This is a genomic window from Streptomyces sp. NPDC090798 (assembly GCF_044768965.1).
Taxonomy (GTDB): Bacteria; Actinomycetota; Actinomycetes; order Streptomycetales; family Streptomycetaceae; genus Streptomyces.
On sequence record NZ_JBIVXA010000006.1, the window covers coordinates 432,639 to 453,801 of the forward strand.

At 67.7% G+C, this 21,163-nt stretch carries 11 protein-coding genes and 1 pseudogene; 4 read left to right on the plus strand and 8 right to left on the minus strand.

The annotated features are described in order from the left end of the window. Positions 1 to 98: 98 nt before the first annotated feature. From ACIQTP_RS16660 to ACIQTP_RS16675, 4 genes are all read right to left on the minus strand, one after another. On the minus strand, positions 99 to 3,347 hold the full coding sequence (locus ACIQTP_RS16660) for an amino acid adenylation domain-containing protein (RefSeq protein WP_403400405.1): 3,249 nt from the start codon (positions 3,345 to 3,347) through the stop codon (positions 99 to 101). Next, on the minus strand, positions 3,344 to 5,926 hold the full coding sequence (locus ACIQTP_RS16665; RefSeq protein ID WP_403400408.1) for a Pls/PosA family non-ribosomal peptide synthetase: 2,583 nt from the start codon (positions 5,924 to 5,926) through the stop codon (positions 3,344 to 3,346). The genes ACIQTP_RS16660 and ACIQTP_RS16665 overlap by 4 nt, the downstream gene beginning before the upstream one ends. 673 nt (positions 5,927 to 6,599) lie before the next feature. After that, entirely contained in the window at positions 6,600 to 8,558 is a 1,959-nt protein-coding gene (locus ACIQTP_RS16670) for an N-acetylmuramoyl-L-alanine amidase (protein WP_403400410.1), read from the minus strand. Positions 8,559 to 8,851: 293 nt separating this feature from the next. Further along, positions 8,852 to 10,492, minus strand: a complete 1,641-nt coding sequence (locus tag ACIQTP_RS16675; RefSeq protein WP_403400412.1) for a M1 family metallopeptidase — start codon at positions 10,490 to 10,492, stop codon at positions 8,852 to 8,854. Between the two features lie 214 nt (positions 10,493 to 10,706). Here ACIQTP_RS16675 and ACIQTP_RS16680 point away from each other — a divergent pair, with 214 nt between their 5' ends. Beyond that, entirely contained in the window at positions 10,707 to 11,546 is an 840-nt protein-coding gene (locus ACIQTP_RS16680; RefSeq protein WP_403400414.1) for a patatin-like phospholipase family protein, read from the plus strand. Between the two features lie 563 nt (positions 11,547 to 12,109). Next, entirely contained in the window at positions 12,110 to 12,253 is a 144-nt protein-coding gene (locus tag ACIQTP_RS16685) for a CAP domain-containing protein (protein WP_403400416.1), read from the plus strand. A 112-nt stretch (positions 12,254 to 12,365) separates the two neighbouring features. Here ACIQTP_RS16685 and fxsT read toward each other — a convergent pair whose 3' ends face one another. Continuing rightward, positions 12,366 to 15,269: an FxSxx-COOH system tetratricopeptide repeat protein gene (gene fxsT / locus ACIQTP_RS16690; protein ID WP_403400417.1), complete on the minus strand. Its 2,904-nt coding sequence runs from the start codon at positions 15,267 to 15,269 to the stop codon at positions 12,366 to 12,368. Between the two features lie 666 nt (positions 15,270 to 15,935). On the opposite strand from fxsT, the gene ACIQTP_RS16695 reads away from it, so the two are divergent. Then, a complete protein-coding gene (locus ACIQTP_RS16695) occupies positions 15,936 to 17,165 on the plus strand; it encodes a ricin-type beta-trefoil lectin domain protein (protein WP_403400419.1) in 1,230 nt (409 codons plus the stop codon). A gap of 501 nt (positions 17,166 to 17,666) precedes the next feature. Here the strand turns inward: ACIQTP_RS16695 and ACIQTP_RS16700 are convergent. Continuing rightward, a complete protein-coding gene (locus ACIQTP_RS16700) occupies positions 17,667 to 18,977 on the minus strand; it encodes a hypothetical protein (RefSeq protein ID WP_403400421.1) in 1,311 nt (436 codons plus the stop codon). 285 nt (positions 18,978 to 19,262) lie between these two features. Here ACIQTP_RS16700 and ACIQTP_RS16705 point away from each other — a divergent pair. Then, a pseudogene (locus ACIQTP_RS16705) lies at positions 19,263 to 19,813 on the plus strand (site-specific integrase); the annotation flags it as partial. A gap of 121 nt (positions 19,814 to 19,934) precedes the next feature. On the opposite strand, the gene ACIQTP_RS16710 reads toward ACIQTP_RS16705, so the two are convergent. Both ACIQTP_RS16710 and ACIQTP_RS16715 read right to left on the minus strand, forming a co-directional pair. Beyond that, positions 19,935 to 20,201 carry a hypothetical protein gene (locus ACIQTP_RS16710; RefSeq protein WP_355306531.1) on the minus strand — a complete coding sequence of 89 codons (267 nt, stop codon included), beginning with the start codon at positions 20,199 to 20,201 and terminating at the stop codon, positions 19,935 to 19,937. Positions 20,202 to 20,415: 214 nt separating this feature from the next. Beyond that, complete coding sequence (locus ACIQTP_RS16715) at positions 20,416 to 21,096, minus strand: hypothetical protein (protein ID WP_403400424.1); 681 nt, start codon at positions 21,094 to 21,096, stop codon at positions 20,416 to 20,418. Between the last annotated feature and the right edge of the window lie 67 nt (positions 21,097 to 21,163).

Below are 21,163 nucleotides of genomic sequence, written 5' to 3' on the forward strand. Positions count from 1 at the left end.
AGTCAGTTGCTTGTCGGTCAGTCGCTTGCCGGTCAGTCGCTTGCCGGTCAGTCACTTGTGAGTCGGACACTCGTCGGTTGTCACTTGTCAGTTGTCACTCAGGAGGGAGCGAACAGTTCGGCGGCGCGCAGAACGGCCTGTGCCGCTTCGGCCGGACGGGTGCGTGGGAAGTAGTGGCCGCCGTCGGCGAGCTCGTGCAGGTCGACCTGTTCGGCCAGGAACTGCCAGTCGCGGTAGCGGTGCGGATGGTCCGCCGTGCTCGGGTCGTCGGCGGCGACGACCACGGTGACCGGAGCGGACAGCTTCGGCGTCGGCGGGTTGTCCAGGAGGTCGGCGAAAAAGCGGTGTGCGGACACGCAGTCGTGCCGGTAGGCGGCGCCCACGTGCTCGGCGTGCCGCGCGTCCAGCTCGCCGAGTTCGGTGTACCCGCCGGCCGCGCTCAGCTTCGCGGCGATCTCGGCGTCGCTCAGTTCCGTCAGCTCGTCGATGGCGGCGCGCCGCCGGGCGGCGTCGCCGGGCAGTTGCGCGCCGAGGAACACCCGCTGGACGTCCACCCCGCGCTCCTGGAGCCTTCTGGCCGTCTCCACGGCCGGCGCGGCGCCCGAGGAGTGGCCCCACAGCAGGACCCTGGCCAGGCCACGCCGGACGATCTCGTCGACGACCTGTTCGACCACCTCGGTCATCGGTGCGAACGGTTCGCTGTCGGCGGCCACGTCGTGACCGGGCAGCTCGACGGCGTAGACGGCGGGCCCGCCGGCCGGCAGCGCCCTGGCCAGCGGCTGGAAGTTCACCGCGTTGCCGCCGGCGTACGGGAAGCACACCAGGGCCCCGGCCCGCGCATCGTCCGGTTCCGACAGCGGGTGCAGCAGTCCGGGGCGCCGCTCGGACCTGCCGTCGACCAGCCCGGCCAGATCGGCGAGGACCGGGTGACGGGTGACGTCCTTGAGGGACACCGCACGGTCCAGGGTGATCGCCAGCTTCACCGCCGACAGCGATGTGCCGCCCCGGTCGAAGAAGTGGTCGCGGCGTCCGATCCGGTCCTGCGGGACGCCGAGCACCTTCGCCCAGGCGGCCGCCAGGCGCTGCTCGGTGGGGGTGGCCGGCGGCTGGTGGTCGTTGTCGGTGGTGGCGGGTTCTTCGGCGAGTGCCGCCAGGGCCTTCCTGTCGATCTTGCTGTTGGCGGTCAGCGGCAGGCTTTCGCGCCAGTGGAAGGCCGACGGGACCATGTACTCGGGCAGCGACTCGCCGAGCCGGGCCGGCAGGACGTCGCCGTCGAGGGCCCGCGGGCCCGAATAGAACGCCACCAGGTGTTTGCTCTGATCGGCCCGCTCGGCGACGACCACCGCGCCGTCGCGCACCCCCGGCACCCGCAACAGGGTGTTCTCGATCTCGCCGATCTCGATCCGGAAGCCACGGATCTTGACCTGGGTGTCCCGGCGGCCCAGGAACTCCAGCTTGCCCCCTGGCTGCCAGCGGCCGTAGTCGCCGCCCCGGTAGAGCCGGGCGCCCTCTCGGTGCGGATCGGCCAGATAGGCCTGCCGAGTGCGCTCGGGGTCGTTGATGTAGCCGCGGCCGACACAGACGCCGGAGAACACGATCAGGCCGGGGGCGCCGAGCGGCACCGGGGTGAGGTGTTCGTCGACGACGTAGACGCGCACGTTGTTGACCGCGCGGCCGAGCAGGATGCGGTCCGGCGCCCGGTCCATGACCTCGTGGTTGGTGTCGTCCGAGGTCTCGGTCAGCCCGTAGGCGTTGACCAGCTTGATCCCGGGCTGGACGGCGAACCAGCGCTCCGTGAGCTCCTTCTTCAGCGCCTCGCCGGTGACCGACACGCAGCGCAGGTCCGGAAGTTCGCGGGGGTGCTGCCGCAGACAGGACACGACGACGTCCAGGTACGAGGGCACGACCTGGAGGACGGCGACCCGGCCGTCGACGATCTTGTCGACGAACCGCTGGACGTCCAGGATCACCTCCTGCTCCACCAGCAGGGTCCGCCCGCCGACCAGGAGCCCGGACACCAGTTGCCACAGCGAGATGTCGAAGCACTGGGGCGCGGTCTGCGCGACCACCTGCCCCTCGCCGAGCCCCAGGTCGTCGATCTTGGCGTAGAGGTGGTTGAGCATCCCCGCGTGCTCGCACATCGCGCCCTTCGGCTCACCCGTGGAGCCGGAAGTGAAGTAGATGTAGGCGAGTTGGTCCGCCGCGACGGGCACGCCCGGATCGTCGTCGGCGTGGTCCTCCGCGTAGGCCGCGTCGATGAGGACCTTCTCGATCCCGGGCAGGGACTCCAGAGCCTGGTCGAGGGTGGTGGTGCTGCCGGCTTCGGTCAGCACGAGGGCGCACTCGGCGCGAGTCAGCGTGGTGGCGATGCGGCCGGCCGGGAAGTGCGGCTCGATGGGCAGGTACACGCCCCCGGCCTTGAAGACCGCCAGCACGGCGGCCGGCCAGTCCAGGTTGCGTTCGGTCACCACCGCGACCACGCCCTCCCGGCGCAGCCCCCGGGCCAGCAGCGCGCGTGCCAGCCGGTTGGCCCGGGCGTTGAGCTCGCGGTAGGTCCACCGCCGTTCACCGTGTACGGCCGCGACGGCGTCCGGGTGTTCCCGCACCCGCTGTTCGAACAGCTCGTGCATCCGGCGGTCGGGCAGATCCCGGTGGGGTCCGGCGAGCCCTTCGAGCTGGAAGTGGAGTTCCTCGGCGGAGAGCAGGCTCTGCCGTCCGTGCTCGGCATCCGGACCGACGGCGATCAGGGCGAGCGCGGTGACGTGGTAACCGGCGATCCGGGCGGCGCAGTCCGCGTCGAGTACGTCGGTGCGGTACCGCAGCCGCAGCACGAGCCGGCCGTCCCGCCACGAGAACCCGATCCACAGCACGGTGTCCTCGGCCAGGTCACCGCCCACACCGCCCGGATCGAACACGGCCTCGAAGGGCGGCTCGGTCAGGCCCAGTTCGCGCCTGAGGCCGTCGACCGGGAACTCCTTGTGCGACAGCAGCTCCGACGCGGCCCGATGGGCGTCCAGCAGCAGCGTCCGCCACGTCGAGGGTTCGGTCGTCAGCCGACAGGGCAACGGCCGGCCGCCGTCAGCGGGGACGTAGCCGGACACGACCTCACGCTCACCGGACAGCGCGGCGAGCACCTTGGCGTGCGCGGCCAGCAGCACCGAGTCGAGCGGTACCGCCAGGTCCTGCGCCAGCCCGCGCAACGGTCCCGCGACGTCCTCCGGGACCGTCGTCTCCTGGTCGGCGACGCCCGCCACCGGATGGGGCGTCCACCGCGGCAGCGCGGTGAACCCACCGGCCACGAGCTGACCGCGCCAGAACTCCCGATCGGCTTCCACTTGCACTCTCATCGCATCTTCCCGTTTGACTGGGTCTGCCGGCCGGGGCGGTCACGCTGTGCCTCGTACGCCAGTGCGGCAGGCTGATAGGGGGTGTCGCGCATTTCCGCCGCGGGATTTCCGCCCCACCGGGCGCGCGCCGGGACCTCCTCGCCCTTCATGAGGAAGGAGTCGGGGGCGAGTTCCGCGCCGTCGCCCATCGTCACGCCGTAGTGGACGTGGGCGCCGACACCGAGCGTGGAGCCGGCGCCGATCGTGCTGCGGTCGGACTTGAAGGTGCCGTCCTCCTGCGAGTGGCACTGGATCTTGCTTCCCGCATTGAGCGTGCAGTCGCTCCCGATGGTGGTGAGCATCCGCTCCGTCAGGTGGCAGCCGTCGTCGAAGACCCTGCTGCCGAGCCGAACGCCCAGCATCCGCCAGATCAGACTCTTGAAAGGGGTCCCGTTGAAGATGTTGAGGTAATTCTCGGGCACCTTCCAGAGACGCTCGTGCCACCAGAAGTACGGATCGTAGATGGAACACAACTGCGGTTGCAGCCCGCGGAATGCCGCGATAGAACGCTCCACCGCCACGAAGTAGACGGGCGTGAAAGCAAGGCTGAACACCAGGAACACGGCGATCAGCACTTGTCCGTAGGAGTCGTACAGATCGACGTCGGCGAGAGCGACCACCGTGAGGACGAAGAAGTAGATCCACCGCACCAGCAGGAAGAAGGCCATCGAGCGGATGTTGTAACGGTTCTTCGCGGCGAGACTGCGACGAAACTCCTCGCCGTTGCGGAGATGGTCGAACCGGGAGTCGCGCTCGACCGACCGGGGAATCTCGAAACACGGCGAGCCCAGCAGGCCCACCCCCTCGCGTACCTCGCCGTCGAGCGGAATCATCACCTTCGTCGCGAGGAGGCAGTTCTCGCCGGTCCTGGCCCCCGAGGGATAGGCGATGTTGTTCCCGATGAAGTTGCGTGATCCGATCGAAGCCCTGGACACCCGGAAAGAGGAGCTCGAGTAGTCCGCGTTGACGATGGAGAGCCCGTCGGCGACCATCGTGCCGCTGCCGACGGAGCACAGATACGGGGACTCGTGCTGCACTTCCGTGCCGAAGTTCGACCCGGTCTGTTCGATCCGGGACAAGTCATATCCGAGGCCGCGCAGATAGTAGACGATGTAGGAGCTGTCACCGAGCAGCCATTTGAAGAACTTGATGTTGGTCATGCGCCCGATCGCGCGGAACGTCGAGTAGTGAAAGCCGTACAGCGGATAGACCTTGTCCGGCTTGATGACCAGGTTCAGCAGGCGCGGAACGGTGAACAGTACGACCACGCCGAAGACGACGAAGCCGAAGAACAGCACAAAGGACAGGACCAGCGCGTCGGCGTAGAGACTCGGCGAGGTGAACCCCACCGAACCCGGGCCCAGCCGGTTGTGCAGCGCCGGAATCAGGTCCAACAGCAAGTACGCGCCCCCGACCATCAGCGGCATGTAGAGGAAGAACACCTGAAGCAGGGTGACGAGGCCGAAGCCGGCCCGGCGCAGTGTGCCGCACTCGGCCGGCTCGATCCTCAGGTAGTCGTGCTCGGTCGGCTGTGCCGGGGATCCGTGCCAGCGCTGGCCGTCCGGGACCGCCTGGCCGCTGTACAGCGTGGACGTGTGGCCGAGTTGCGCCCCGTCGCCCATCGACGTGTCGATGTCGAGCACGGTCTTCTCGCCGATGAAGACGTCCCGGCCCAGGGTGACCCGGCCGGTCTGGATACGGCCGGCGTGCGCCCGGTAGCAGTGGAAGAACGAGTCCTTGCGGATCACCGTGCCGGCGCCGATCGTGAGCAGGTCCGGGCAGACCGGAGTCTGGCGGGAGAGGATCGTGACCCCCTTGCCGATCCGGGCGCCCAGGGCACGCAGGTACAGCACGTACAGGGGATTGCCGACGAAGAAGATCATCGGGTTGGCGTGGATCAGCACCTTGACGGTCCAGAAGCGCAGATACGTCAGTCCCCAGATCGGGAACTCGCGCGGTTTCCACCGGCCGACGAGAAGCCACTTGGCCACGATCGGGAAGGTGCACAGAGCGACGAAGCCGATGGCGCCGAAGACGAGCGATCGCAGGTAGATGCCGATCGCGTCCGAGCCGGCGGACACCCATCCGTAGCCCCGGTCGGCGACCATTCCGGCGAGGAAGGAATATCCCAGGAAGAACAGGAACTGAAGCGCTCCGCACAGGACGTACTGTGCCGTCCGGGCCCGGGTCACCACCGTGGCCGGCGCTGGAACCGGCGACTCGGCCGGAAGCGGTTCGGCGTCCGCGAGCCCCGTCGCCAGGCTTCGGATCGTCGGGTGCCGGTAGATGTCCTTCATCGACGCCGAGGGGAGATCCGGCCGTTTCCTGATCCGTGCGCAAAACTGGGCCATCACCAATGAGTTGGCGCCGAGGTCGTCGAAGAAGTGACTCTCCACCGACACTCGTTCGACGTGGATGAGGCCGGCCAACACCTCGGCGAGGTCTCTCTCGATGTCGCTGTTCGGTCCGGTGTACTCACGCTTGTCGAGTGCGAATTCACCCGGACCAGGCGTCAGGACTTCGACGGACTTCTCCTCCATACGAGCTCCTTGAGGAACTTTCGAACGCCGCCTGCCAATACGGTCAACGCCCTGCACTCGCGCTTTTCGATGGCCGGAGCGAGTAATCCGGAAGCCATGAGGTCTGAATCTGTTGGCCGGTCACAAAACAGGTCCGGTCACAAGACCGTTGCCTCAGTCTTAGCCGCCCACCCGTGGGGCTGCCACTCGAACCGGATCGTGTCGGTATGGCACTGTCCTTCGACGGCGTCAGGGGGTTCTCGCCGCTGACGCCAGATGTCCGCGGCATTGAGCGCTCGACACCCGTTTTCACTCCTCGTCCACGATCCCGCCCGACGGCACGGCGACGAGTTGCGCAGGGGATTGGCCTTACTGCGTACGAGTGACGTGTACCTGATTCCGGAAGGGCGGGTGGACGCCGCCGACGGGGCCGCGGACGCGGAGGACTGTGGGGAGGCGGAGGGCTGTGGGGGCGTGGAGGAGAAGGGCGGCGCGCAGGCCGGCCTTCCAGCCGCTCACGCGCGCCGAGGAGAGGGCGCGGGGGCGTCCACGAACAGGAGGGCGCAGGTGGTCCACAAAGAGGAGGCGCAGGGGCGTCCATGAACAGGACTGCCGCCGCCGGCACCCGCGGCACGCCCGAGCCGGAGGCGCCCACGCGGTCGCGTGGGCGCCTCCGGCTCGGAAGGGGACTCCGTCACCGCCCGGCAGGGGGCGCCGCGTGTCCCGACGGCGCCTTCTCCGTGCCGGTTACACGCACCAGGTCCACGTCGCTCGCGCGGACGTAGGCGATCCGGTGGCCGAACTGGATCTCGTAGTACTCCTCGCGCCCCGTCACCACCAGGCTCGGTGTGTCGCTGAAGGCCGACCTGTCGATGTAGGAACCGACGGGCCGGGACTGCGCCACGTACCGCTGACCCGCGAGGAGGCTGTACGGGAGCGGGGACTCGGACTGCTGCTCCACTCCCTCCGGGTAGGCCTCCTCCTCCGGGAGGGCACGCCCGAACACCGGGATCTCGCTCAAGCCCTCCTTCGGAGTCACGAACCGGCCGCTCGCGCCGACGGCCGTCGGATGGTTCTTCGGGTTGTTGAACCACGCCTTGTGGCCCTGATACCAGATCGCCGTCCAGTCGCCACTGCGTCCGGCGACCGCGTAGGTCTGGCCGGCGGAGACCCGCGACCCCAGGTCGTTGACGTCCTCCGTGGAGGCCTCGCCCTCGGGGCGCCGGCCCGGGTCCTGGATCAGTGGCGCGCGCTCGTCCGGTGCGGTGTGCAGGCGTACGGCGCTGGAGCCGTGCGGCGCGCACTTCACACCGCTCTTGGTGCACCCCGTGAACAGCGGCTTGTGGGTGGCGAAGTCCGGCAGCACGGTCACCAGGTCGCTGTCGGGCCCGGCCGTGGCACGCAGAGGCACGCCGAGAAGGTCGAAGTAGTGCCGCCAGTCCCAGAAGGGGCCGGGGTCGTCGTGCATGTCGGGGATGCTCGAGCCGGTCGGTGACGCCACGTTGTCATGCCCGAAGATGTGCTGACGGTCGAGCGGGATGTCGTACTTCTTCGCCAGGTAACGCACCAGTTTGGCCGAGGACTGGTACATCTGCTCCGTGTACCAGGCGTCGGGCTGCCTGAGGAAACCCTCGTGCTCGATGCCGATCGAACGGGCGTTCACGAACTGGTTCCCGGAGTGCCAGGCCACGTCCTTGGTCCTGATGTGCTGGGTGACATGGCCGTCCTTGGAGCGGATCGAATAGTGCCAGGACGCCTCCGTCGGATCCTGCACGGTCTGACGCATGGACGGCAGGTCCGCCTCCGTGTCGTGGATGACGATGTACTCGATCTTCTGGTCCCTGGGCCGGTCGGCCAGGTCGTGGTTGCCGTAGTCGCCGTCTTCGTCGTATTCGACGTACGGCGCGGCGAGCCAGTCGCAGGACAGCTCCGCGGGACACTCGACCTCCTTGGGCCGCCGTGCGGCCTGCGGGTGAGGGGTACGGGGGTGCACGCTCGGGCTGGCGGGGAGAGTGATCTGCTGTCCGGAGTCGGTGGTGCGCCGCGCACCCTTGCGGATCACCGCGAAGACGTTGTTCGCGTACTCCGCCGCCGACGCGGTGTCGCCCGTCCCCGGGAAGCGTGCCACCGCCTCCCACCAGTCCGCCGGGTTGGCGCTGAGCGGCTTGCCGAGCTGGCGTTGCGTCTCCGCCAGGAGCGCCGCACCTCCGCGCACATTGGCGGCGGCGTCGGTGCGCAGCCGTGCCACCGGGGCTCCGATCAGGCCCGCGGCCCGTCGCAGGTCCGCCGGCTGCGCGGAGCGTCCGACCGGGGAGCCGGCCCCGGGCGAGGCCGTGGGCCCCGCCGCCGCCGCGGGCGGCTGGGCACCTCCGCGGTGCGACTCCGACGGAGCCGGTTTCGGGGACCTGCCCTTGGTCTGGCGGCCGTCCACCAGGTGCATCGGCCCATAGCCGCCGACGACACTCGGGGTGCCCGGCCGGGCGTCCCATCTCGACTGCAGGTACGACACGCCCAGGAGCACGCTGCGCGGCACGTGGTACTCGTCCGCGGCGTCCGTGAAGACGTTCTGCAGCTGCCGGTCGGCCGACGTCCCGCCGGCGCACGCCGCCGGGCCGGCCAGCAGCGGCATCAGGAGCGCCGCGGAGGCGGTCATGCGGACTGTACGACGTTGCTCGCGTGGGGAGTTGGGGACACGGGGGGCGACACGTTTTCTCATCGCAAGGGTCTCCAATCATGCTCGTCGCAATCAGGACAAAGGAGTTGCCCTCTGCATCACCCCTCGTACGTTTCCGTGCCCGACACGCCCCGTCGCGCCAAGCGTCACTGGTGTGGCCCAGCCACCCGGCAGAGGCCACCCGGTCGGCGGCAGGACGTCGGCCCCGGCGGGGAGTCGGCGCGAGCCCGCCGTACCGCGCGGAAGTCCCGTCGTACGGGGGAGGTGACGGCTCAGTCCTGGGCCGCGTCCACCTGCCAGTCGGGGTGTCCCGGCATGGACGGGGTGCGGTCCCCGTACAGCCACGGCGTCAGGAACGGCTTCAGGTCCTCGCCCGCGACCTCGGACGCGAGTGCGACGAAGTCCTGGGTGCCGGCGGCCCGGCCCTGGTACTTCGTCACCCAGGACCGCTCGATCCTGTCGAAGGTCTCCTCGCCGACCTTCTCCCGGAGGGCGTAGAGCACGAGCGCGGAGCCGTCGTACCGCACCTGCTTGAACAGGGCCGCCTCGGTGCGGGGTTCGGCGGGCGCCCCGTCGTCCTGGCGCCACTGGTCGTGCTGTTCGTACGCCGCCCGCATCGCGGACTCGATGCTGTCGCCGCCGTGCGCCTCGGAGTAGAGACGCTCGTAGAAACGGGCGTGCCCCTCGCTCAGCCACAGGTCGGACCACCGCCGGATGGCCACGCTGTCGCCGGTCCACTGATGGGTCAGCTCGTGCACGAGGTCGCGCTCGGCGTCGACCCGGTCACCCTGCAGGTCGCCCTTCGGCACAAGGGACAGCGACTGGGTCTCCAGTGCCACCGGCAGGTCCGTGTCCCCCACCAGCACGCCATATCGGCGAAAGGGGTACGGGCCGAGCCGCTGTTCCAGCCAGGCCAGGTGTTCGGGCGTGAGCGAGCGGTACGCCGCGGTGTCGGACACCAGGTCACCGGGGACCACGTCCCGGACGGGCAGCCCGTGCGGACCGCTGCTCTCGAGGAACGTGAACTTCCCGATCGCCACCTGCACGAGCTGCGCCGCGACCGGCCGCTCGGAGTCGTACGTCCACCGGATCCGTCCGTCGGGCTGCCGGACGCGTTCGACGAGCCGCCCGTTGGCCACCGCGCTGACACCCGGTGGAGTGGTGACGAGGAAGGTGACCGGCGCCCGCAGGCTCGGATGGTCGTCCGCAGGGAAGATCATCTTTGCCCCGTCGGGCTGCGGATAGAGCACGGTGCCGTCGGGCGTGGGGACCCAGCCGTAGTCTCCGATCGCGTCGCCGCGGTGCCGTCGCTGCGTCGGGTCGGCGGTGTAGTCGACCCGCACGGTGAACGCGCCGCCCCGGGGGATCGGCTTCGCGGGGGTGACGACGAGCTCGTCACCGTCGCGCACGGCCCTCGCCGGTACGTCGTCCACGGTGACCGAGTGGAGCGTGTTGCCCGCGAAGTCGAGGTCGAAGCGGGACAGGGCCTGCGTGGCGCTCGCGCTGATGGTCGTACGGGCGTCGAAGCGCGTCCTGGGCGCCCGCCAGTCGAAGGCGAGCGTGTAGCGGCGGACCGTGTACCCCCCGTTGCCGTCGAGCGGCAGCAGCGGGTCGCCGATACCCGGGGCGCCGGGGGAGGGGGTGGTGCTGGAGGGGGTGGTGGCGAGGGTGCCTGGGTGGGCGGGGGAGGGGTGGTCTCCGTGGGGGAGGGCGCCGACGAGGGCGACAGCACCGCCGATCCCGATGGCGCCGGTGAGGGTGAGGAGGAGGGCCGTACGGCGGGTGGGGCAGGTACGGCGGGCGGGGAGGCCTGGGAGACCACGGAGACCACGGAGGCAGCGCAGACCACGCAGGCCACGCAGGCCGCGGAGGCCACGGAACTGATTCGGCTGCCGGGGGTCGTGGATCTCCATGGCCGCACTATGTCAGCAGGATCCCTCTATAACCGCCTATTTCATTGCACATCCCTGTTGGTCGGTTGCCCCGTGCGGATCCGCTCGGGCGGCAGACGTGTGTGCGAGTCGCGGAGTGGATGAGGATCGGACAGAAACGGGGAATGGTCCCCGGTTGCGTGCTAGCGTCAAGGCTGGAAACGGGGAGAAGTCCCCGTTAGTGGGGAGGATGGACATGGCGGATACGGCGCTGGTGTTGGGCGGAGGCGGCCTGACCGCGTACGCATGGCAGGTCGGCATGCTGGCGGGACTGGCCGACGCCGGACTGGACCTCGGCGGTGCCGACGTGCTCGCCGGCACGTCGGCCGGCTCGCTGCTCGCCGTGGAACTGGCGGCAGGGGCGGCGCCCGCCGACTTGTACGAGGTACAGGTCGCCCGGAAGCGAGCCATGATGGAGGTGGACTTCACCTTCGTCATGACGGTCAAGTACCTGTGGGCCGCGCTCGGTTCGCGCGATCCGGCGACCGTGGTCAAGCGGCTGGGCCGGCTCTCCCTGAACGTGCGCGATGTGACGGAGGCCGACGTCTTCGACGCGATCCGCCCCCAACTGCCCGTTCAGGACTGGCCGGAGCGGCCCGTGCGGCTGTACGCGGTGGACGCGCTCACCGGCGAGCCGAGCGGCTTCAGCGCCGACAGCGGGGTCGACCTGGTGACGGCGATGTCGGCCACGTGCGCACTGCCACCACTGTTCCCACCGATCACGATCGGGGCGGGCCGCTGGATGGACGGGGGCGTACGCTCCACGACCAACGCCGACTTGGCGCACGACTGCCGGCGGGTTGTGGTCCTGGCCCCGATCCCCGACGTGCCGGGCGCGACCCCGAGCGCCTTCGATCAGGTGGCCTCCCTGGAGGCGGGCGGCGCCCGGGCCGCCCTGCTGGTCCCGGACCGAGCGGCCCGCCGCGCGTTCGGCCGCAACCCCCTGGACGCGTCCCGCATTCCGGGCGCGGCCCGGGCAGGGCTACGCCAGGCGGCCGAGTACGCCGAAGAGGTCCGAGCCGTCTGGCACGGCTGAGCCTCGACCGAGTTGGATCCCGGGTCCGTCGCCGGGCTCCCGGTCCTCTTGCCCGACCGCCTCGGCGTCTCGCTGAACTCGCCGCGGCCGTACCGGAGTTACGACCCTGGACACTCCGCCACACTTCCCCACACCTCCCCTGCGACCCCTACGACCCCTATGACGGTGACGCCCCGCCATGGCGGGATGTGAAGTCGCCGTCTCCGTTCGCCGCACAGGCGTCCCGGGCACAGGCTGCTGGTGCCGAATGCGGCCATGCGGCCGCCGACGAGACCACTTTGTCGCCGATGGCCGTCCGGCCACGGCACGAGTCGGCGGTGCGGCTCGCTTCCGTGGCAGCCCTGCTCCACGCCGATACTCCCCAGCAGGCCTTCTCGCTGCTGCTGCCTTCTGTGCGGCCGGGGAGTCGCAATGAGGAACCCCACTCCGCTGCGCCGTCGCGCCGCGCCCATCGTCGCGGCGGCGCTGTTGACCGGTGGCACGACACTGGCGACAGGCGCTTCCGCGGCCGTCGCCAACGTCAGCCCCTCCGATCAACAGGCCATCATCTCCGAGACCAACGCGTGCGCCAACAGGCCGGCCAGTCACCTTTGGCGTGGGACGACTCGCTCGCCAAGGAGGCCCAGGCCTGGGCCGACAACCCGGCATCCACTGCGGGCGGCAGCCTGCACCACGGCCCGACGGCCGTCCGGGCCGGCGAGGACTGACCTCTTCGACCCGAAACGATTCGACCACTGGTCCGGAGATTGGCCGGGTTCCTCGTGACCTGGGGCCAAAAAATCTGGGTCGCGGTCCGGACCCGTGACCGGTATCCGTGAGCTATCGGCGTTGCTTTTTACGGTTGGGACGGCGCTTGGCCTGCTTTCGTTGGTTCGCCAACAGGCGCTGGGCCGCGAATCGTTTGCCCATGGCGGTCCAAATGGCGGCCAGACTCTCGGTGGCATCCACGGTGTCGGGGTGGTCGTCGCCCAGTGTGCGGCGCTGGCGGTTGCGCACGTCTTCAGCCAGCTCGGCGGCTTCCGAATGGCGGCGGAGGCTATGCAGGGTGATGGCGAGGCTGTGGGCGGTTCGAAGCGTGTCGGGGTGGTCGTCGCCGAGGACGTTCCGCTGACGGTGGAGGGTGTCCTCGTGGAGGCGGCGGGCCTCGTCGCGTTGGCCGTGGTCTCTCAGGACGATGCCGAGGCTGTGGGCGGTTTGAAGAGTGCTGGGGTGGTTGTCGCCGAGGGTGTTTCGCTGGCGTCGGAGGGTGTCCTCGTGGAGGCGGCGGGCCTCGTCGCGTTGGCCGAGGTCTCTCAGGACGATGCCGAGGCCATGGGCGGTCTGAAGGGTGTTGGGGTGGTTGTCGCCGAGGGTGTTCCGCTGGCGTCGGAGGGTGTCCTCGTGGAGGCGGCGGGCCTCGTCGCGTTGGCCGAGGGCCCTCAGGACGATGCCGAGGCCGTAGGCGGTCTGAAGGGTGTCGGGGTGGTCGTCGCCGAGGATGTCTCGCTGACGTCGGAGGGTGTCCCCGACCATGCGGTGGGCCTCGGCACCTTCCCTGAGGTCATGCAGGGTCATGGCGAGGCCGTGGGCGGTTTGAAGGGTGTTGGGGTGGTTGTCGCCGAGGGTGTCTCGCTGACGTTGGAGAGTGTCCTCGTGGAGGCGGCGGGCCTCCTCATGCCTCAGGGAGTGATTCAGAGAGGTGGCCAGGTTCTGGGCTGATTGGAGGGTGTCGGGGTGGTTGTCGCCGAGGATGTTCCGCCGACGCCGGAGGGTGTCCTCATACATCTGGTGAGCTTCAGCGTGCTTCCCCAGCCTCGACGTGGTGGCGGCAAGGTCGTTGGCGGCGTGAAGGGTGTCGGGATGGTCATCACCGAGAATGCGTCGTCGACGGGCAAAAGTGTCTTTTACGAAGGCGAGAGCTCCAACGATGTCTCCCACATCAGCCGTGGCGTGACCGAAGTACTGCATACAGCTGAGAGTGTCGGGGTGGTCCGGCCCCAACTCGTCGGCCCACACATTGCGCAGGGATGCGGTAAGGCTGTGTGCGCTGCGTGGCTGACCGCTTCGGATAAAGAAGAAGGCGGCCTTGAGCAGGGTCGGTCGTAGTTCGGGCCGCCCGGCGAGGACGACATGCTGGGTGGTGAGGTGCGAGGCCAAAGAGGCCCAGGCGGGCCACGTGTCCGGTGTTTCGGGAGCGCCGGGGCCGGTGCCGCTGAGGATGGTGGCGACGTCGCTCCGGATCCTTCCGGTCTCCTCGGGGCTCGTCTGGTCGCGGAGGACGGCCTGGGTCAGGCGGTGGATCTGGAAGGTCTCGTGGTCAACGCGGGCGAGGCCGAAACGGCTGAGAGGTTGTAGGGCCGCGTGCGGCCACATGAGATCGCCCGGATCGCCGGGAATGGTGGCCAGTCGCGGGCGAACGCTCTCCAGCCAGCCAGTCGGTATGGGGTCAGGTCCGAAGAAGGCGCCGAGGCGTAGCAGAGCCGCGGCCTCCGGGTGCTCGTTCTCGAGGCCGGAGGTGGCGATGCTGACCGCGGCGGCCAGCGGCGCCGGGTAACCGGGGGCGTCGCCTTCTTTCAGAATCCGTGCGGTGCTTGTCGTGAGGAGCTGGCGGTAGCGGCCGATGGTCATGCCGCTGCCGATGACGCCCGCAGCTTGGGCGAGGGCCAGGGGAAGGTCGCCGACATCCCCGGCGAGGAGATCCGCCTCCTCGGAGGTGATGCTCGGAATTTGGGTTTTGAGATAGGAGACGGAGTCGGAGCGGCTGAAGACGTCCAAGCCGGTCTGGTGGGCGATACCGCGCCAGTCAGGATTGCGAGAGGTGATCAGGATGTGGCCGGAACCCTCCGGAAGCCAGGGGTCGATCTGATCAGGATTCTCCGCGTTGTCGAGGATGATGAGCCAGCGCTGTTGAGCGCGCAGGTGCTGAAGGAGGACGCGGGCGTTGTGCTCGGAACCGGCCTCCGGTTTGGCGATCCCGAGACGCTCGGCCAGCTCGATGTAGTGGACGGGTACCTGGTCGGCCTGTTCGGCGTCGATCCACCACACCAGGTCGTACTGGCTGGCGAACCGGTGGGCGTACTCCAGCGCGATCTGGGTCTTTCCGATGCCGCCCATCCCGTGCAGCGCCCGTACCACAGCTTGCTGCCCGCTGAGCAGACCGTCGCGGAGCTGGGCGATCTCAGCTTCACGACCGGAGAAGTCGGGGTTACGGCGGCGCACGTTCCACACGTCGGGCCGGCCAGTGCTGCTGGGCAGCCGGGGCTTTGTGCTGCTTGCGCCCGCGGCGACGCTCGCTGACGGAGCGGTGCCCGGGAAAAGTGGTGGAGTGGTGGGACGGATCCCGCCGTTGACCGCTTCACGCAAGGCGGCGACGGCGGCTCCCTCGTCCAGGCCATGGAGATCTTTGCGTAGCTTGGCAGCCAGGAGTGGCGGGACATCGGTGGCGGCGATGGGTTCGAGGGCAAGAGGGATGACTCGTTCCCTGCGGGCGACGGTCGCGGTCCACTCCTCCTGAGTCCAACGCTCGGGATCGAAGTAGGACCTGGAGAAAAGAGCCACGACGGCGTCAGCCCGACTGAGCGCCTGGTCCATGTGCTGGACGAAGTCCTCCCCCGTGCGCCAGTCCCACACATCGAGTATGACCTGGTGCCCAGCCTGTTCCAGGTGCCAACCCACCCATTCCGCCCAGGGCCGGTCCACACCCGCGTAGCTGATGAAGAAGTGCTGCGTGGCGTCGTCGGTCATCTTGGTCCCCCGCGTCACCATGTGCTGTCGTGTCGTGTCGCGGTAATGATCCCGCGTCAGGTGTGGGTGCGACAGGAGAATGGCAAGGTCACCGCAAGTGCTGCGGGGGGATGGGGACGGGGCGAGGATCGAGATCGCCGGTCGCCGGGAACCGATTGACACGGAACGCAGAGCACCCCGGGAGCTCTGCGTGGAGCTGGTCGCCCGCGTCTCCGTGGCGGCCCTTGCCGGACGACGAAGGTCTACTCCAGGAGGCACTGACAGCCGACGGACGCGCCGATCCGGCCGACCGGACCGGTGGAGCATGGCCGGCGTGGATTCGACGATTCGACATCTGCCGGGCCGTCAGCACGCGGCCGGTGTCCACGAGAAGAAGCCACGCGTCCAGAAAAAGGGACGACGCCCCGAAACCATCGCCCAGACGCGGGACTTGGACGGTCCCGGGCGGCCTGACCTGCAAGATCCACCTCGCAGACGAAGGCGGTATGCCCAAGGGGTCGCCGCTACCGGTCGTCGTTGCGCGGAATCCGGCACGACGCACCCCACGCCTTCACCATTTGGTCCGTACCAAACTATTGACGCCCCCTTATCTCACTTCTTAAATCAAGAGGCGACGCACTCACCCCCCACCTCGCTCGGCGCACCTGTGCGCCGGAAGGGAGAGCCGTGGTCTCGCCACGATCGCTCCGCAGATGTCTCTTCGCCGCCCTCTCCGCCATGCTGGTCGCGACCGCCGCGATCGGTCCGGCAAAGGCGGACGCCCCGAGTGTCGCGGCCGCCGCCGTGACGTTCTCCGACAACTTCGACGGGCCCGCCGGAGCGGCCGTCGACTCCTCGAAGTGGCAGATCGAGACCGGCGACAACGTCAACAACCACGAGCGGCAGTACTACACATCGGGCAACAAGAACGCGGCCCTGGACGGTCAGGGCCATCTGGTCATCACGGCCCGCCGGGAGAACCCCGCCAACTACCAGTGCTGGTACGGGACTTGCCAGTACACATCGGCCCGTCTGAACACGTCCGGGAAGTTCACCGCACAGTACGGGCACGTCGAGGCCCGGATGAAGATCCCGCGCGGGCAGGGCATGTGGCCCGCGTTCTGGATGCTCGGCACACCGGTCAACTGGCCGGCCTCGGGCGAGATCGACGTCATGGAGAACGTCGGCTACGAGCCCTCCACGGTCCACGGCACGATCCACGGCCCGGGCTACTCCGGCTCGGGCGGCATAGGCGCGGCCTACTCCCTGCCCGGCGGCCAGGCCTTCGCCGACGCCTTCCACACCTTCGCCGTGGACTGGGCTCCCGACTCGATCACCTGGTCGGTGGACGGGAACGTCTACCAGCGGCGCACACCCGCCGACCTGGGCGGCAACTCCTGGGTGTTCAACAAGCCGTTCTTCCTGATCCTGAACCTGGCGGTGGGCGGCTACTGGCCGGGCGACCCGGACGGCTCCACCTCCTTCCCGCAGCAGCTGGTGGTGGACTCCGTGTCGGTGACCACGGGCGACACCGCCGCCGGCGTCGCGATCAGAGGGCTCGCCGGGAAGTGCGTGGACGTCGCCGCGGCGAACTCCGCCAACGGCACCCCCGTACAGCTCTACGACTGCAACGGCTCCGCCGCCCAGCAGTGGACCGTCGGCTCGGACGGGACGATCCGCGCGCTCGGCAAGTGCCTCGACGTCACCGGCAACGGGACGGCGGACGGCTCGACGGTCCAGTTGTGGGACTGCGGGGGCGGACCGAACCAGAAGTGGGTCGTCTCCTCGGCGAACGACATCGTGAACCCGCAGGCGAACAAGTGTCTGGACGTGACGGGCAACAACTCGGCCAACGGCACCAGGCTGCAGATCTGGACCTGTTCGGGCGGCGCCAACCAGAAGTGGACGGTCGGCTGAGCCGCAGGCTGCTCTAGGGCGCAGGGGGCGCTTCATACGTACGTCCGCCCGCAGGGTGTGTCGGAGGTGTGTCGCGGACAGCGGGATGCAACGAGAGAGAGCGGGAGCCAGTAGGACTGACTCCCGCTCTCTCCTGTCGGCATCCGCCCAGCTCAGCGCTCGATTCCTGCCGGCTCGCATGCGCGTGTCCGTGCCGGGAAGGTGATCCAGCTGTCGATCAGTCGGGGAAGAGCGCAGCGATTCCGCGTTGGTCCAGTGTGTGGTGTCCGTCCTCAGGGACCGCTCTTCCGCAGACACGATCACGCTCGTCCCGGGCACAACCCGCGAGGAAGGCCACCGCGACGCCGACGCGGCCGGAGAGTCCTCGTTCCTCTCCGTGGGGATGTCCGGTGCGGATCCGTAGGGATGTCCGGTGCGGAAACCAAATTTCTGCGGCACCCGATCGTGCTGGCGAGCCCGGCTTCCGCTTTTGTAGGTCATCGCTCTGATGGAGTTGGCAAGTCAGCCCGTCACTGATTTCTTTACCGCGCCAAAAGATTCTTGCGCTACTCCACTCGTCAAAAATGCCAAACCATATCTTTCCGAGGATTGTTCGTTCTCACGTGAAGTGGGTTCACGGCCCTCATCGTTTACTGAGGCTATGACTCCAGTTATGTAGGGGCCAAACTGCGATTCCTGTGCCGGCTGTCCCAGAATCCACCAGGCGGTCAAATTCTTCGAGCCTCGGATTGCTTTCAAGATGGCGCTGTTTTGTGTGATTGGAGCTTGGTATTCTATGAACTCATGCTTGAGGGGTTGGTCGACCCAGTCGGGGGCATCTGTGGAGTGTTGATAGTTCTCATCCCATGAATACTTCTCCGAATACTCGAAGTCGCTAGAAAGCGACACCTTATCCTTCCGTAGGATTAGGGCTTCACTCCTGGCAAAAAGAACATCGTAGGCGCCACTCAAGGGTATCTCTATGACTTTGGTCTCCGTGCTGCTGTCTCCTGGGTCAATGTAGATTCCTGGGTCCTCGATGCGGCCACTTTGAATCAGGTCGTACCCCTTTACGTCCACATCTCGTTGGAGGTCGAATTGGGATCCTTCGATGTCCTGTAGCCAGTCTTTCGTTGTTCTAGCTTTCGAGGCGTGCGCTTTCCTTGCGGTGACCTGATAGAGCGAACCGACGATATAGAGGCTCACGTCACCTGTGTTCGCGAGATGTATGTGCAGCGGTAGCGCGACGGACTTTCCATCCGGGGTGACGCTTGGTTTGCCGAACGATGTGGTCAACTCTATCTTGCTTGGCTGTGCGTAAGGCTTGTAAACCTGAGTGTATGTGAAGTTCGCTACCGCCAGGACGCCGGTCAGGAACACACCCGCTGCGAATTTTTTCGGTTGAGGGATCCTCTTCCATACGCCTCGACGGCGGAGCATGAACAAGGTCCAGCAAGACCAAGATGCAAGAGATATCCAGAGCCACAGGTATGGCGTGTAGTCGCCTGTCTCGATTTGCATGATTAGAAGACCCAGGTTCATGAGTCCGGCGATAGCGACGCCGATCAGAATGACTGCGCCTGAGAAACTGGGCCCTCGAGTGCCGGTTGAGTAGGTGAACATCGCAAATACGGCTGCCAGCGCAAGTAAGGCCGAGGCAAGGAAGATAACTCCAGTGATGCGGCCGCCAAATGTCACGGCTGTACTGGCGTCAATGGCGCCGAGCGCCCCCATTTCTACAACGCTGGCAGAGAGGCCAACCCCGATCAAAAGCACGAAGGCTCGGGTTCTCTTGGCCTTCCGGTCTTCTGCTGTAGAGCCTGGCTTACTCATGTGTCACACTTTGGCGGGCGGTTGAAGATCATGCCACTCAGATAGCCCGCAGGGGTGACCTCAGAACTGATTTCACGGAGTGCGCCTCTGTCGTGGCTGACACGGCTGGTGGTCACCGAGGTCGGTGGAGTCCCAATGACCGAGTCAAGGGCCTTTGCTGGGCCGCTGTGCTGTCAGGCGTCGTGGTCGGCGGCCTCTTCGAGCAGGTCCATGGCGTCGTTGTGGAAGCGGCGCTCGGCGTCGAGGCATAGGGCGTTGAAGAAGGCTCGTTGGGCTTCGGCAAGAGGTCTCCGGCCGGCTGAAGCGGTCGGTCTTGTCGAGACTGACCTGGCCCTCCCTGAACCGGGCTGGGGATCGGCTTTGCTCATCGGACCCGTCGGTCGGCAAGCAGTGGACCGACTCGGGAGAGACCCACGACGACCGCGGGCTCAAGAACCGACCGACCGAGAACGTCCGGCGGGTGCCTCTCCCGCCTCACCTCGTCGCCGTGCTGCGCGATCACTTGGCCACATTCGGGACGGCGGATGACGGTCGGCCCTTCTTCGGCGAGAAGGGATCGGTGGTCCCGTCCTCGACCTACTACCGCGTGTGGCAGGAGGCTCGATTCCTGGCGTTTCCGCCGGCCGTCGCGGCCTCGCCACTCGCAAGTAGGCCGTACGACCTTCGGCACTCGGCGCTGTCGACGTGGCTCAACGCCGGGGTCGATCCCACCGAGGTTGCCGAACGCGCCGGCAACAGCGTCGAGGTCTTTGCTGACCCGCTACGCGAAGTGCCTCGACGGACGACAAGACGTCGCCAACCGACGTATCGAGGACCTGCTCCGCGAGTACGAGTGAGATCTACTGCCCGAGTCCGAGGCCTCTGGGATCCTCCAGGGGCCCTCTCGTCGGATCACGTGGTGGCTGTCTCCGCTCGTCCTAAGAGCTCGGCGCAAGATCGCGAAGGCAGACAGGTGTACTAGGCCTGCTCGGACGATTGGGTAGTTCCCCCACTAGCCTCGCCTGCGCGCTCGAAGGTCATCACCCAGCGCTCCTTGGGACGTGAGGGATCTTCATGTATCCCGGCCAGTTTCCAGCCCTCTGACTCGATCACCGAGGTGTACCGGTCCTGGATCTGCTGATTCGAACTGGCCAGTCTGTGAACGTAGGTGGTTTCACCCCGTTCCCGTGCTGCGATAGCGCCTTGAGTCATGCGCTTGCGCGCCCACTTCTGCAGTATCCCCATGACTGGCCCCTCCCTGCCAAGTCGGGCCACATGGCCCAGCCATGCGGACGATAGCGGCAGGCCACCCCCGCTCCCGACCGGGGGTGGAGCCGTTGATTTTTGCTGTGCCGTACCTGCTGTGGCCGCCGACGCCGGGACGAGGCCAGCTGGCGCGACCCCGCCCGGACCCTATGGACGATCTTGCCCGTAACTGTGTGCCCTGTGCTGCGCTGACTCAGCGGCTCGCGCGCTCTGTGGCGAGTAGGCGCTCAAGGCTTCCGCGGGCGGTGTCGAGCGAGGTGAGCATCTGCATGCGGATCTGCTCGAAGTGGGGCTCGACTTCGACGCCGAGGTCGTGTCGCAGGGTGACTCGTAGCAGCCACACGCCATCGGACAGGGGGCCGCTGAACCATGCCTTCGCCCGCTCATACGCCTCGTTGAGGTCGGAACTGCTTGGCAACTGCTTCACGACTGAGTACCCGACTCCGAGCGCCCTGTTGAGCTTGGAGGCCACCTGCAAGACGTCCTTCGCCAGAGCCATCTGCGCCTGGGAGTACTGGTCGCCCCAAGCATCCTTTGCGGCGTCAAGGATTGCCGGGTCGGCGCTTTCACCACGTTCGGCTGCACGGACGGCGTCTTGGGCGGCGACCCGGCAAGCGCGAACCGCGGTGTTCAGATAGGCATAGAGATCACGCTTGGCTTGCAGCGCTTGCTCATCGCGCTCCTGCTCCCGTGCACGATCCGCACGCTGGTTCTGCTCCGTCGCTTCGGCCCGGCTTGCGCGCTGGCTGCTGCCCCACCCAGGTTCCGCCCAGCGCTCCTCCGACGCATGAGCGCGACGGCAAGCGTGGTCACATCCACGAGATCCCCCAACTCGTCCATTCGTCGGTCCGCAGGCGGCGACTGAAGACGGCACGACAGCCCCTCAGCCATGGTCATGCTCCCCACCCGCAGCATGGTCCAAGACCGGGACGACGATGGCG